The organism is Rathayibacter sp. AY1C5, from assembly GCF_002931705.1.
Taxonomy (GTDB): Bacteria; Actinomycetota; Actinomycetes; order Actinomycetales; family Microbacteriaceae; genus Rathayibacter.
The window spans coordinates 366,964-380,714 of the sequence record NZ_PSWD01000001.1 but is presented as its reverse complement, the minus strand read 5'-3'; the positions used below and the strand labels follow the sequence as shown (position 1 = coordinate 380,714).

Genomic DNA, 13,751 nt, shown 5'->3' with positions numbered 1-13,751 from the left:
GCGTTTACCTCTTTTTAGACCCGTTCGGGAGGGAAGTCAACAGAAACGGACAGACTCGGCAGGCGGAATCGGGCCCGGCGACGCAGGGCTGGACGGAAGGAGGACCGCCGGGTCAGGCGGCGAGCTGCTCGAGCTCCTCCTCGAGCTGCGCGAGCTGGCGCTCCAGGCGCCGTCGTTTCAGGAGGGACGCCTCCGGCAGCGCGGCGCGAAGCCGCTCGCGCTCGGCCTCGGCGAGGGTGCGGCGCGCGGTGCGCAGCTGCTCCTCCCGCTCCTTCTCGCGCTCCTCCGGCGTGAGCTTGCGCGCCGAGATCCCGGCGTCGCTCATCCCGACGGAGATCCACGACGCGGCGATCAGGATCACCTGGCAGACGAGGTTGAACCAGATCAGCAGACCGATGAGGACCGCGAACGAGGCGAGCAGCGGATTGCGGGAGGCGCCGCCCAGCAGCTGCGTTCCGAGGACCTTGAGCGCGCCGAGAGCGATCCCGCCGAGCAGCGACCCCGCCCAGAGGTTCTTCCAGGGGATCGAGATGCCCGAGAGGATGCGGAAGGAGCCGGCCAGGGTGCCCGTGTCCAGGGCGAGCATGATCAGCAGGCCGACCGCGCTGCCGGCGAGACGGGCCGGCATCGACTCGCTGCCGATCCCGAGGAAGCCGAACGCCACGTCCACCAGCGAGGTCGAGAACACGGAGAGACCGGCCGAGACCAGCAGCACCGCCCCGAAGACCAGGGCGAGCCCCGCGTCCTTGAGCTTGAGCAGGACGAAGAGGGTCGTGGGTCCGGGGAGCGAGAAGAGCAGCCGGACCGCCTGGCGCAGGCTCCCCAGGAAGTTGAGCGCCGTCCAGAGCAGGCCGGCGGCCGCGATCGCACCCGTCCAGCCGAGGATCGACGAGTCGAGCAGGTCGTCGACCGACACGAGGGCGTTCTTCCCGCCGATCAGGCCGGGGACGGAGCGGGTCACCAGGTCGAGGAGGGAGTCGCGCAGCACCGAGTCGTCGCGCACCCAGAAGCCGAAGACGGCGAAGAAGACGAAGAGCGCCGCGAAGACCGCGAACAGGGCCTGGAAGGCGAGTCCGGAGGCGAAGAGGGGCCCGCCGGTCTCGGAGTAGTGGAGCATCACCCGCACCGGCCGCGTCCGCATGACCCGCTCGAACAGGCCCGGGATCCCGCGGGGAGTGTCGGCCGCCTCGGTCATTCCTCCAGCGTACTGAGGCCTCGCGGCGCTCCCGTGCACGTGCCCGCCTGCACGCAGGAACGCGTCCGGCCCGCGGGATCCGAGGATCCCGGCGGGCCGGACGCGTTCGCGAGGGGGAGGATCAGGCGCGGCCGCGGATGACGGCCTGCTTCACCTCGGCGATCGCCTGCGTGATCTGGATGCCGCGCGGGCACGCCTCCGTGCAGTTGAAGGTCGTGCGGCAGCGCCACACGCCCTCCTTGTCGTTGAGGATGTCCAGGCGCGCTCCACCGGCGTCGTCGCGCGAGTCGAAGATGAAGCGGTGGGCGTTCACGATCGCCGCGGGGCCGAAGTACTGCCCGTCGGTCCAGAACACGGGGCAGGACGACGTGCACGCGGCGCAGAGGATGCACTTCGTGGTGTCGTCGAAGCGGGCGCGGTCGGCGACCGACTGCACGCGCTCCTTGCCCTTGGGTGCCGGGGTGTTGGCGACCAGGAACGGCTGAACCTCGCGGTAGGAGGCGAAGAACGGCTCCATGTCGACGACGAGGTCCTTCTCGAGGGGCAGGCCCTTGATCGCCTCGATGTAGATCGGCTGCGAGATGTCGAGATCCTTGATCAGCGTCTTGCAGGCCAGGCGGTTGCGGCCGTTGATCCGCATCGCGTCGGATCCGCAGATGCCGTGCGCGCACGAGCGGCGGAAGGTCAGCGATCCGTCCTGGTCCCACTTGATGCGGTGCAGGGCGTCGAGGACGCGGTCGGTCGAGTACATCTCGACGTCGAAGTCCTGCCAGCGCGGCTCGGCGTCCACCTCGGGGTCGAAGCGGCGGATGATGAACGTGACGGTGAACGCCTCCGGGGCCGCGGGGGCTGCGGGCGGCTGCTCGAGGGTAGCGGTCGACATGGCTAGTACTTCCTCTCCATCGGCTGGTACCGGGTGATCACGACGGGCTTCCAGTCGAGCCGGATGTGGTCACCGGCGTCGGAGGAGTGGGCGTCACCGGAGAGGTACGCCATCGTGTGCTGCATGTAGTTCTCGTCGTCGCGCTTCGGGAAGTCGTCGCGCATGTGGCCGCCGCGGCTCTCCTTGCGGTTGCGCGCCGAGTAGACGACGACCTCGGCGAGGTCGAGCAGGAAGCCCAGCTCGACGGCCTCGAGGAGGTCGGTGTTGAAGCGCTTGCCCTTGTCCTGCACCGAGATGTTGCGGAACCGGTCGCGCAGGCGCTGGATGGTCCCGGTGACGGCCTCGAGGGATTCGTCGGTGCGGAACACCTGGGCGTTCTTGTCCATCTCGTCCTGCAGCTCCTTGCGGATCGCGGCGATCCGCTCGGTGCCGGTCGCGGAGCGGAGCGAGGCGAGCATGTCGCGGATCGCGCCGGCCGGGTCGGCGGGCAGGGGGGTGAAGTCGACCGTCTTCGCGTAGTCGGCGGCGTTGTTGCCGCTGCGCTTGCCGAAGACGTTGATGTCGAGGAGGGAGTTGGTGCCGAGGCGGTTGGAGCCGTGCACCGAGACGCACGCGCACTCGCCGGCGGCGTAGAGGCCGGGGACGACGGTCGTGTTGTCCGAGAGCACCTCGGCCTTGACGTTGGTCGGGATGCCGCCCATCGCGTAATGCGCGGTCGGCATGACGGGGACCGGCTCGACGACGGGGTCGACGCCCAGGTAGGTGCGGGCGAACTCGGTGATGTCGGGGAGCTTGGTCTCGAGGACCTCGGCGCCCAGGTGGGTGCAGTCCAGCAGCACGTAGTCCTTGTGCGGTCCGGCGCCGCGGCCCTCCGCCACCTCCTGGACCATGCAGCGGGCGACGATGTCGCGCGGCGCGAGGTCCTTGATGGTGGGGGCGTAGCGCTCCATGAAGCGCTCGCCCGAGGCGTTGCGGAGGATCGCACCCTCTCCTCGCGCTCCCTCGGTGAGGAGGATGCCGAGGCCGGCGAGGCCGGTCGGGTGGAACTGGAAGAACTCCATGTCCTCCAGGGGGAGGCCCTTGCGCCAGATGATGCCGACGCCGTCGCCGGTGAGGGTGTGCGCGTTGGAGGTGGTCTTGTAGATCTTGCCGAAGCCGCCGGTCGCGAAGATGATCGCCTTCGCCTGGAAGACGTGCAGCTCGCCCGTGGCCAGCTCGTAGGCGACGACGCCGGAGGGCTTGGCCATTCCGTCGACCTCGGTCATCACCAGGTCGAGGACGTAGAACTCGTTGTAGAAGTTGATGCCGAGCCGGACGCAGTTCTGGAACAGCGTCTGCAGGATCATGTGGCCGGTGCGGTCGGCCGCGTAGCAGGCCCGGCGGACGGGCGCCTTGCCGTGGTCGCGGGTGTGGCCGCCGAAGCGGCGCTGGTCGATCTTGCCCTCCTCGGTGCGGTTGAAGGGAAGGCCCATGTTCTCGAGGTCGATGACCGCGTCGATGGCCTCCTTCGCGAGGATCTCGGCCGCGTCCTGGTCGACGAGGTAGTCGCCGCCCTTGACGGTGTCGAAGGTGTGCCACTCCCAGCTGTCCTCCTCGACGTTCGCGAGGGCGGCGGCCATGCCGCCCTGCGCCGCTCCGGTGTGGGAGCGGGTCGGGTACAGCTTCGAGATCACGGCCGTCCTCGCCTTGGGGCCGGCCTCGATGGCCGCGCGCATCCCGGCACCGCCGGCGCCGACGATGACGACGTCGAACTGGTGGTAGTGGACGCCGTCGGGTCCGACGGTCTGCGCGAAGGCGCTCTGGTCGGCGCCGGTGTGGGAGTGGCCTGGTGTGCTCACGGGGTGGGTGCTCCGTCGTACGGGGATGGGAGGGGGAGGTGCCGGGACGCGGTGCCGCGGACCGGGAGGGGCGCGGGCCCCTCTCCGATCCGCGGCACCGTGGTCACGCTGCGCAGAAGGAGGGCAGCAGGTCCGCGGCGGTGCCGGCGGGGCACGGGTCGAACGCGAAGACGACCCAGGTGCCGAGCGCGATCAGCGCGACGACGGCGACGAGGATGCCGCCCTTGAAGGCCTTGGCCAGCAGGGGCGAGGTCGCGTAGTCGTTGACCAGCGTGCGCATGCCGTTGCCGCCGTGGATCAGCGCGAGCCACAGCATGAGGACGTCCCACCACTGCCAGAACGGGTTCGCCAGTTTGCCGCCGACGAAGCCGAAGTCGATGGCCTTGATGCCGTCGCCCAGCAGCAGGTTGTAGATGAGGTGCCCGAAGATCAGGACGATCAGCACGACGCCGGAGGCGCGCATGTAGATCCAGCCCCACTTCTCCCAGTTGGTGCCGGAGGAGCGGGTCGGGGTGTGCGGGGTCCGCGGTGCGGCGACGGTGCTCAATGCGCACCCCCCTCGCTGAAGACGTTGATCAGGTGGCGCGGCGCGAAGCCGAGCATCAGCACGACCCAGAGGCCCATGACGACCCAGAAGAGGACGCGCTGGTTGCGGGTCGCCCAGCTCCAGAAGTCGACCAGGATGATCCGCAGGCCGTTCAGCGCGTGGAACGCGATGGCGCCCACGAGCCCGGTCTCGCCGAGTCCCATGATCGGGTTCTTGTACGTGCCGATGACCGCGTTGTACGCCTCGGGGCTCACGGCGATGAGAGCGGAGTCGAGGACGTGGACGAGGAGGAAGAAGAAGATGGCGACACCGGTGATCCGGTGGAGCACCCACGACCACATGCCTTCGCGACCGCGGTACAGGGTGCCGGCCGGACGCCGGATCTTCCCCTGCTTCCGGGGTGCGAGGGTTTGAGCAGCTTGAACTGACACGAACAACCCTCCCTGGTTGTGCTCCGACGGCCTGACCTGTTCCCACGTCGCGTGGACGGGGACGGGGCGGGGAGCGACGAGAAACTCGCCCTCCGATTCTAAGCGCGCTCGCAGGCGGGCGCGGCTTAGGCGAGCCTTAGCTGCGGGGCAGGGCGAGGGCGGGCGCCCCCGCGGTCGCGTAGTGCGCGAGGAGCTCGTCGGTGAGCGCGCTCCAGGTGCGGTGGAGCACGCGGCGGCGGCCCGCCTCGCCGAGCCGGGCGCGCAGTGCGGGATCTCGGACCAGGCGCTCCACCTGCCGGCGGAGGTCGGAGTCGCTCTCGGGCGCGTAGAGCAGGCCGTCCACGCCGTGCTCGATGAGGTCGGTGGGGCCGCCCGCGTGCGGCGCGACCACCGCGGTGCCGGACGCCTGCGCCTCCTGCACCGTCTGGCCGAACGTCTCCTCCGTTCCGGTGTGCACGAAGACGTCGAGCGCGGCGAAGACCGCCGGCAGCCGGTCGCCGTCGAGCCGGCCGAGCATCCGCGCCGCCGGGCCGAGGGCGGCGGCGACCCGGGCGGAGGAGGGGCCGTAGCCGCCCACGACCAGCTCCGCGTGCGGGAGGGAGGCGAGTGCCGCCATCCGCTCCACTCTCTTCTCGGGGGAGAGGCGCCCGATGTAGCCGACGAGCGCGTCGTCCGCGCCGAGTCCGGCCCGGACGGCCTGCGCGTAGGGGGAGGATCGGCGGCGCGGGTGGAAGCGGTCGCTCTGCACGCCGCGGCCCCACAGCGCGGTGCGCTCGATGCCGGCGGCGGCGAGGTCGTCGAGGGCGCTGGTGGAGGGGGCGAGGGTCAGGTCCGCCCCGGCGTGGATCTGGCGGATCACCCGCCAGGCGAGGGCGCGGGCGCCGCGGATGCCGTAGCGGGCCGCGAATCGCGCGACGTCCGTCTGGTAGATCGCGACACTCGGCACCCCGAGCCGACCGGCCGAGGCGATGGCGCGGGCGCCGAGGAGGAAGGGCGAGGCGACGTGCACCACGTCGGGCTCGAAGTCGGCCAGCTCCCGGGTGAGGGCGAGCGTGGGGATCCCGACCGGGAAGTCGCGGTAGGCGATCGCCGGGTGCTCCACGACGCGGTGGCCCGCGTAGTGGCCCGGCGCCCCCGCGGCCGGGCAGACGACGAGCGCCTCGATCCCGCGCTCCGCGAACTCGTCGAGCACCCGCAGGACGCTCGTGGTCACGCCGTTCAACGACGGCAGGAAGCTCTCGGTGACGACCGCGACTCTCACGCCCCGGACGCTACGGCGGCGGGATGAACGGCGGCGCGCGCCCGGGTGAACGGACGGTCGCGCTCGGGCTCCCTTGTATCCTGCGGACATGACATCACCTGAGACCGATGGCCGCGCCCCGCTCGACCGCTTCTACAGCGTGATCCCCGCCGGCGGGATCGGCTCGAGGCTGTGGCCGCTCTCCCGGGCCGACGCCCCGAAGTTCCTGCACGATCTGACGGGATCGGGACAGACCCTCCTCCGCGACACCTGGGACCGCCTCGCGCCCATCTCGGGCGCCGACCGGATCATGGTCGTGACCGGCCGCGCGCACCGCGCCGCCGTCGAGGAGCAGCTCGAGAGCCTCGAGGACCTCAACGTCGTCCTCGAGAGCGAGCCGCGCGACTCGTCCGCCGCGATCGGCCTGGCCGCCGCCATCCTCGAGCGCCGCCAGCCGGGCGTGATCATCGGCTCGTTCGCCGCCGACCACGTCATCAGCGGTCAGCAGCTGTTCCACGACGCGGTCGCCGAGGCCGTCGTCGCGGCGGACGCGGGCTACATCGCGACCATCGGCATCACGCCGACCGAGCCTGCCGTGGGCTTCGGCTACATCCGCACGGGGAAGCACCTCGGGATCGACGGGGCGACGCACACGCTCGCCGTCGACTCCTTCGTCGAGAAGCCCGACGCCGACACCGCGCGCGCCTACCTCTCCAGCGGTCAGTACCTCTGGAACGCGGGCATGTTCATCGCCCGCGCCGACCGCCTCCTCGAGGAGCTCGGCCGCGCCAAGCCGAAGCTGCTCGCCGGACTGCTCGAGCTCGCCGCCGCGTGGGACACCCCGGAGCGCGGCGCGGTCGTCGACCGCATCTGGCCGGGCCTGGAGAAGATCGCGATCGACTACTCCGTCGCCGAGCCGGCCGCGGCCGCGGGCAAGCTGGCCGTCGTGCCCGGCCACTTCTCCTGGGACGACGTGGGCGACTTCGCCTCGATCGCGAAGCTGCACTCGAGCGGACTCCGCTCGGACCTCGCCATCCTCGGCGAGGACGCGCGTGTTCTGGCCGACTCCGCGACGGGCATCGTCGTCAGCGGCGGCAACCGCACCATCGCCCTCATCGGAGTGAAGGACATCGTCGTCGTGGACACCCCCGACGCACTCCTGGTGACCACGACCGAGAACGCCCAGAAGGTCAAGGGCGTCGTCGACGCCCTGCGCCTCTCCGGCCGCACCGACGTCCTCTAGCCCTCCGTCACACCCGGCGAAGCGCGGCCCTCCCCTCGGAGGCGCCGCGCTTCGCCGTTCCGCCCCTCGCCGTTCCGCCCCTCGCCTCATGCGCGTGCGGCGGTCCTGATACGCCGTTCGCGCGGCCACTCGACCACCCTCGATGAGGGCCTCGGCCGTCCCGTTCGGTGCTGGCGGGCGGGTCTCCGCTCGCGCGGCAACTCGACCACCGTGGAAGCACCCGTCCGTGCCCGACCGCGCGCAGCGCGGAGCTCCCACGAGCACTCTCGACGTCCGGCAGCAGGGGAGAGGGCCGCGAGCCGGAATCGCGTGCCAAGCGATTCAGGCCAGCCCGACGCGACCCGCTCTGCGGAACGCACCCGTCGCGAAGCCGACCGCGCCGAGCCGCTCCGCGGCTCGGAATCGAGCCCAGCCGACCGCGCCGAGCCGCTCCGCGGCTCGCAATCGAGCACAGCCGACCGCACCCCGCGACACGCTCCGCGTGTCGCGAAGATCAACACTGTGTAACGCTTCCTGAGGTCTACCGTCCGGGCGGCTGAGCGGCTTGTCACATTGGGTAACGTGTGGGAATCGACGCCCTGTTGCGCTCGTCGCGCGGGGCCGCATTCCTGGAGGACGACATCTTGACTATCACCTCGCGTAAGGCCGCGTTCGGCGGTCTCGCCGCCCTCGGCGTCACCGCGCTTCTCGCCGGTTGCGCCTCCGCCCCCGAGGAGAGCGGCTCCAGCGCCGCCGCCGGTGGCGACTTCCTGCCCTGCATGGTCTCCGACGCGGGCGGGTTCGACGACAAGTCGTTCAACGAGCTCGGCTACAACGGCCTCGTGAAGGCCTCGGAGGACCTCGGTGTCACGCCGAAGACCGTCACCTCGGAGTCCGAGACGGACTACGCCCCGAACCTGACCAGCCTCGTCGACCAGGGCTGCAACCTGATCATCACCGTCGGCTTCGCGCTGGCCGAGGCCACGTCGGCCGCGGCCGAGGCGAACACGGACATCGACTTCGCGATCATCGACGACGCGTCGATCGACCTGCCGAACGTCAAGCCGATCACCTTCGACACCTCGCAGGCGGCGTTCCTCGCCGGCTACGCGGCCGCGTCGTACTCCAAGACCGGCGTCGTCGGCACCTACGGCGGCCAGCAGTTCCCGACCGTCACGATCTTCATGGACGGCTACGCCGACGGCGTGAAGTACTACAACGAGCAGAAGGGGAAGGACGTCAAGGTCGTCGGCTGGGACGTCGACGCGCAGACCGGCTCCTTCACCGGCGGCTTCGCGGCGGGCGTCGAGGCCAAGTCGGCCGCGCAGTCGCTGATCGACCAGAACGCGGACGTCATCCTCCCCGTCGGCGGTCCGATCTTCCAGTCGGCGATCGAGGCGATCCGCGACTCCGGCAAGGACATCGCGATGGTCGGCGTGGACGCGGACCTGTACGAGACCTACCCCGACGGCGCCGACCTGTACCTGACCTCGATCCTCAAGGGCATCGAGGCCGGCACGACCGACGTCACCAGCTCCGCCGGAGCCGACGACTTCGACCCCACTCCCTTCGTGGGCACCCTCGAGAACGACGGAGTCGGCATCGCGCCGTTCCACGACTTCGAGTCGAAGGTCTCGGGCGACCTGCAGGGCGAGCTCGACACCATCAAGGCGGGCATCATCGACGGCTCCATCACCGTCACCTCCCCGTCCGCTCCCGCGGCGTCCTAGCCGCTTCCTCGAAGAGGCCGGCGGGCCCGAGCACACCTCGGGCCCGCCGGCCTCTTCGTCGGTCCGGCGGGCGGATCGGCTCCGCTGCGGCCATCGATCCCGGCCGACGGCGCATCGTGGCGCGAACCGAAAGTTAGATTGGTCCCATGAAGCTCGAACTGCGTGGCATCACGAAGCGCTTCGGCGCGCTCGTGGCCAACGACCACATCGATCTCACCGTCGAACCCGGTGAGATCCACTGCCTCCTCGGCGAGAACGGCGCGGGCAAGTCGACGCTCATGAACGTGCTCTACGGCCTGTACCAGGCCGAGGAGGGGGAGATCCTGCTGGACGACGCGGTCCAGCACTTCTCCGGTCCGGGTGACGCCATGAAGGCGGGCATCGGGATGGTCCACCAGCACTTCATGCTCGTCCCCGTATTCACCGTCGCCGAGAACGTCATGCTGGGCCACGAGGAGACGAAGGCCGGCGGGCGCCTGGACCTCGCTGCCGCGCGCGCCCGGGTGCGCGAGATCTCGGACCGCTTCGGCTTCGACGTGGATCCCGACGCCCTGGTCGAGGACCTCCCCGTCGGCGTCCAGCAGCGGGTCGAGATCATCAAGGCCCTCTCCCGCGACGCCCGGGTGCTCGTGTTCGACGAGCCGACCGCGGTGCTGACCCCGCAGGAGACCGACGAGCTGATCGCGATCATGCGCCAGCTGCGTGCGGCCGGGACCGCCATCGTCTTCATCACGCACAAGCTCCGCGAGGTGCGCGAGGTCGGAGACCGCATCACCGTCATCCGCCTCGGCAGAGTCGTGGGGGAGGCGTCGCCGACGGCGAGCAACGCCGAGCTCGCCTCGCTGATGGTGGGCCGCGCCGTCGAGCTGACGGTGCAGAAGGAGCAGGCGGTGCCGGGCGACGAGGCCCTCGTCGTCTCGAACCTCACCGTGCGCGACGCCAACGGCCAGGCCGTCGTCGACGACGTCTCCTTCGAGGTCCGCCGCGGCGAGATCCTCGCGATCGCGGGCGTGCAGGGCAACGGCCAGACCGAGCTCACCGAGGCGATCATGGGCCTGCAGGAGCGGGTCGAGGGCTCGGTGACCCTGGACGGGCGCCGCCTCGACGGGCTGTCCGTGCGCCGCGTCCTCGAGTCGGGGGTCGGCTTCGTCCCCGAGGACCGCACCGAGGACGGTCTGGTCGCCGAGTTCACGATCGCCGAGAACCTCATGCTCGACCGCAGCGACCGCGGTCCGTTCGTGAAGGGACTGGGCCTGCGGCTGAAGGAGCTCGAGCGCTTCGCCGAGGAGCGGGTGCGCGAGTTCGACGTGCGCGCCCAGGGGATCGGCACCCACGTCGGCCGCCTCTCCGGAGGCAACCAGCAGAAGGTGGTGCTCGCGCGCGAGCTCAGCCGGGAGCTGCGGCTGTTCATCGCGGCGCAGCCCACCCGCGGCATCGACGTCGGCTCCATCGAGTTCGTCCACAAGCGCATCGTCGAGACGCGCGACACCGGGGTCCCCGTGATCGTGGTGTCGACGGAGCTCGACGAGGTCGCGGCGCTCGCCGACCGCATCGCGGTCATGTACAAGGGCGGGATCATCGGCATCGTCCCCGCCGACACGCCCCGCGAGGTCCTGGGGCTCATGATGGCCGGGCAGGCGCCCGCCGAGAAGGGAGCGGCGGCGTGAGCGACGCGCAACTGCCCGCGGTCGATCCCGACGCGGAGACCGAGAAGGCGTCCGGGCTCGAGCCCGGCCAGAAGCCGGATCAGGAGGTGCGCTCCGGCCCGCTCGAGAGCGGCGCCTCCCGCGTCCTGCGCGAGATCCTCTCCGGCACCGCGCTGATGTCGGTGCTCGCCGTGCTCCTCTCCCTCATCGCGGGCGGCGTGCTGATCGCCGCGACCGACAAGGACGTCCAGGCGGCGTCGGGCTACTTCTTCGCCCGGCCGCTCGACACCCTGCAGGCGATCTGGCAGTCCGTCTCCGGTGCCTACTCCTCGCTCTTCCAGGGCTCGGTCTACAACTTCCGCCGCGAGGGCTTCGCCAACGGCATCAAGCCGCTGACGGACACCCTGGCCTTCGCGACCCCGCTGATCGCCGGCGGCCTCGGAGTGGCGCTGGCCTTCCGCGTCGGCCTGTTCAACATCGGCGGCCGCGGCCAGATGCTGATCGCCGCCGCCTGCGCGGGCTGGGTCGGCTTCTCCTTCGACCTCCCGTGGGGCGTGCACCTGATCGTCGCGCTCGCCGCCGGCATCCTGGGCGGCGCGCTCTGGGGCGGACTCGTGGGACTGCTCAAGGCCCGCACCGGCGCGCACGAGGTGATCCTCACGATCATGCTCAACTACGTCGCGTTCTACCTGATCTCCTACCTCCTGCGGACGCCCGGCGCGCTGCAGGCGCCCGGCTCGAACAACCCGAAGTCGCCCGGGATGAAGGAGACCGCGGTCTTCCCGGCGCTCCTCGGCCCCGGATACTCGCTCACGCTCGGCTTCGTCTTCGCGGTCCTCGCGACCGTGTTCGTCTGGTGGCTCCTGAACCGCTCGACGATCGGCTTCAAGTTCCGCGCGGTGGGGGAGAACCCGCACGCGGCACGGGTCGCGGGCATCGACGTGAAGAACAGCTACGTGTACGCGATGCTGCTCTCCGGCGGCCTGCTCGGCCTGGCCGGCAGCGCCCAGGTGATGGGGACGGTCACGACCGGCTTCACCTCCGGGATCGACGCGGGCATCGGCTTCGACGCGATCACGGTCGCGCTGCTGGGCCGCTCCCGACCCTGGGGCGTGTTCTTCGCCGGCATCCTCTTCGGCGCCTTCAAGGCGGGCGGCTACTCGATGCAGGCCGCCGAGGGCGTGCCGATCGACGTGGTCCTCGTCGTCCAGTCGCTGATCGTCCTCTTCATCGCCGCACCGCCGCTGGTGCGCGCGATCTTCCGCCTCCCGACGCCCGGGGCAGCCCCGAAGCGCCGCACCCGCCGCACCTCGGAGGTGTCCGCATGAGCACCGCCGTCGCCACCGCCCCCGACCGCGTCGTGATCCGCAGCTGGAAGGCGCCGATCGCGTTCGGCGTCTTCGCGCTGCTCGCCGTCGTCCTCTTCGTGGCCCTCGGCCGCGACGGGACGAGCTCGTTCCGCCTCGCCGCGGGGACCGACTTCTTCGCGCTGCCGGACATCCCGTTCCCGACGCGGGGGACGGGCGTGGTCGTCGCGATCCTCCTGGTCGCCCTGGCCGTCGCGTCGGCCGGGCTCACCCGCGCCGGCCGCCGGATCCCGCTCTGGCTCTCGGCGGTCTTCGCCCTGGTCTTCCTGATCGGGTTCCTCGTCTGGGCGTCGGCCGGTGCCGCGCTGCCCGTCTCGGGACTGCTGCTCGGGACCGTCGGGCTCGCCACTCCGCTGATCTTCGGCTCGCTCGGCGGCGTCATCTCGGAGCGTGTCGGAGTCGTCAACGTCGCGATCGAGGGGCAGCTGCTCGCCGGCGCCTTCACCGCGGCGATGGTCGGCTCCCTCACCCGCCAGCCGGTGCTCGGCCTGCTCGCGGCGATGGTCGCGAGCGTCCTGGTGTCGTTCGTGCTGGCCGCCTTCGCGATCAAGTACCTGGTCGACCAGGTGATCGTCGGAGTCGTGCTGAACGTGCTGGTGACCGGCCTGACGAGCTTCCTCTACTCCCAGGTCCTCTCCGCCGATGCGTCGACGTTCAACTCGCCGGTGAAGTTCGACCGCCTCCCGATCCCGGTGCTCAGCCAGGTGCCGATCGTGGGCGCCGTCCTGTTCAACCAGACGGTGATCGTCTACCTGATGTACTTCGCGATCTTCGCGGTGTGGTGGGGCCTGTTCAAGACCAAGTGGGGCCTCCGCCTGCGCGCCGTGGGCGAGCACCCGCAGGCCGCGGACACCGTGGGCATCGATGTCGCCCGCACGCGCTTCTGGAACGTCTCCCTCGCCGGGGCGATCGCCGGAGTCGGCGGCGCGTACTACACGCTCGACGCGGTCGGCGCGTTCGGCAAGGAGATGACCGCGGGTGCGGGCTTCATCGCCCTGGCCGCCGTCATCTTCGGCCGCTGGGACCCGATCAAGGCGACGCTCGCGTCGCTCCTGTTCGGCTTCGCGACCAACCTGCAGAACGTGCTCGGCGTCATCGGCTCGCCCGTGCCCAGCGAGTTCATGCTGATGCTGCCGTACGTCGTGACGATCTTCGCGGTGGCCGGTCTCGTCGGCCAGTCCCGCGGACCGGCCGCCGCCGGCAAGCCGTACCTGAAGTCCTGAGAGGAGCCGTCGTGACCGACATCGACTGGGAGGCGCTGCGCGAGGCCGCGCTCGAGGCCATGAGCCACGCCTACGTCCCGTACTCGAAGTTCCCCGTCGGGGTCGCCGCGCTCGTGGACGACGGCCGGACGATCTCGGGCTGCAACGTCGAGAACGCCTCCTACGGGCTCACGCTCTGCGCCGAGTGCGCGCTGGTGTCCTCTCTGCATATGACGGGCGGCGGCCGGCTCGTCGCCTTCACCTGCGTCGACGGGAAGGGCGGCGTCCTGATGCCCTGCGGGCGCTGCCGCCAGCTGCTCTTCGAGCACTCGGCCGAGGGCATGCTCCTCCAGACCGTGTCGGGCGTGAAGACGATCGACGAGGTCATCCCCGACGCCTTCGGCCCGCGCACGCTCGAGGCCTACGCCGCCTCCTAGGGCCGCCGTCACC

12 protein-coding genes are annotated in these 13,751 nt (G+C 70.8%); 6 read left to right on the top strand and 6 right to left on the bottom strand.

The genetic code is table 11. The features are described 5' to 3' along the window. Positions 1-112: 112 nt before the first annotated feature. The 6 genes from C5C57_RS01700 to C5C57_RS01675 form a co-directional block, all read right to left on the bottom strand. Positions 113-1,195 carry a YhjD/YihY/BrkB family envelope integrity protein gene (locus C5C57_RS01700; protein ID WP_104223189.1) on the bottom strand — a complete coding sequence of 361 codons (1,083 nt, stop codon included), beginning with the start codon at positions 1,193-1,195 and terminating at the stop codon, positions 113-115. A gap of 121 nt (positions 1,196-1,316) precedes the next feature. Further along, positions 1,317-2,078 carry a succinate dehydrogenase iron-sulfur subunit gene (locus tag C5C57_RS01695; protein WP_068254543.1) on the bottom strand — a complete coding sequence of 254 codons (762 nt, stop codon included), beginning with the start codon at positions 2,076-2,078 and terminating at the stop codon, positions 1,317-1,319. A 2-nt stretch (positions 2,079-2,080) separates the two neighbouring features. Further along, positions 2,081-3,817, bottom strand: a complete 1,737-nt coding sequence (gene sdhA, locus C5C57_RS01690; protein ID WP_374953593.1) for a succinate dehydrogenase flavoprotein subunit — start codon at positions 3,815-3,817, stop codon at positions 2,081-2,083. A gap of 202 nt (positions 3,818-4,019) precedes the next feature. Continuing rightward, positions 4,020-4,463, bottom strand: coding sequence for a succinate dehydrogenase hydrophobic membrane anchor subunit (locus C5C57_RS01685; RefSeq protein WP_104223187.1), 444 nt, complete (start codon positions 4,461-4,463; stop codon positions 4,020-4,022). Continuing rightward, positions 4,460-4,894 carry a succinate dehydrogenase, cytochrome b556 subunit gene (gene sdhC, locus C5C57_RS01680; RefSeq protein WP_374952907.1) on the bottom strand — a complete coding sequence of 145 codons (435 nt, stop codon included), beginning with the start codon at positions 4,892-4,894 and terminating at the stop codon, positions 4,460-4,462. The genes C5C57_RS01685 and sdhC overlap by 4 nt, the downstream gene beginning before the upstream one ends. A gap of 136 nt (positions 4,895-5,030) precedes the next feature. Next, positions 5,031-6,155, bottom strand: a complete 1,125-nt coding sequence (locus tag C5C57_RS01675) for a glycosyltransferase family 1 protein (protein ID WP_181027095.1) — start codon at positions 6,153-6,155, stop codon at positions 5,031-5,033. Between the two features lie 88 nt (positions 6,156-6,243). Here C5C57_RS01675 and C5C57_RS01670 point away from each other — a divergent pair, with 88 nt between their 5' ends. The 6 genes from C5C57_RS01670 (at position 6,244) to C5C57_RS01645 (ending at position 13,738) form a co-directional block, all read left to right on the top strand. Further along, a complete protein-coding gene (locus tag C5C57_RS01670) occupies positions 6,244-7,377 on the top strand; it encodes a mannose-1-phosphate guanylyltransferase (protein ID WP_104223184.1) in 1,134 nt (377 codons plus the stop codon). A 623-nt stretch (positions 7,378-8,000) separates the two neighbouring features. Continuing rightward, complete coding sequence (locus C5C57_RS01665) at positions 8,001-9,086, top strand: BMP family protein (RefSeq protein ID WP_104246690.1); 1,086 nt, start codon at positions 8,001-8,003, stop codon at positions 9,084-9,086. A gap of 146 nt (positions 9,087-9,232) precedes the next feature. Then, positions 9,233-10,753 carry an ABC transporter ATP-binding protein gene (locus C5C57_RS01660; protein ID WP_104226419.1) on the top strand — a complete coding sequence of 507 codons (1,521 nt, stop codon included), beginning with the start codon at positions 9,233-9,235 and terminating at the stop codon, positions 10,751-10,753. Next, positions 10,750-12,060, top strand: a complete 1,311-nt coding sequence (locus tag C5C57_RS01655; RefSeq protein WP_219812170.1) for an ABC transporter permease — start codon at positions 10,750-10,752, stop codon at positions 12,058-12,060. The genes C5C57_RS01660 and C5C57_RS01655 overlap by 4 nt, the downstream gene beginning before the upstream one ends. Further along, a complete protein-coding gene (locus C5C57_RS01650) occupies positions 12,057-13,322 on the top strand; it encodes an ABC transporter permease (RefSeq protein ID WP_104223181.1) in 1,266 nt (421 codons plus the stop codon). The genes C5C57_RS01655 and C5C57_RS01650 overlap by 4 nt, the downstream gene beginning before the upstream one ends. An 11-nt stretch (positions 13,323-13,333) precedes the next feature. Then, positions 13,334-13,738, top strand: coding sequence for a cytidine deaminase (locus C5C57_RS01645; RefSeq protein WP_104223180.1), 405 nt, complete (start codon positions 13,334-13,336; stop codon positions 13,736-13,738). Positions 13,739-13,751 lie beyond the last annotated feature (13 nt).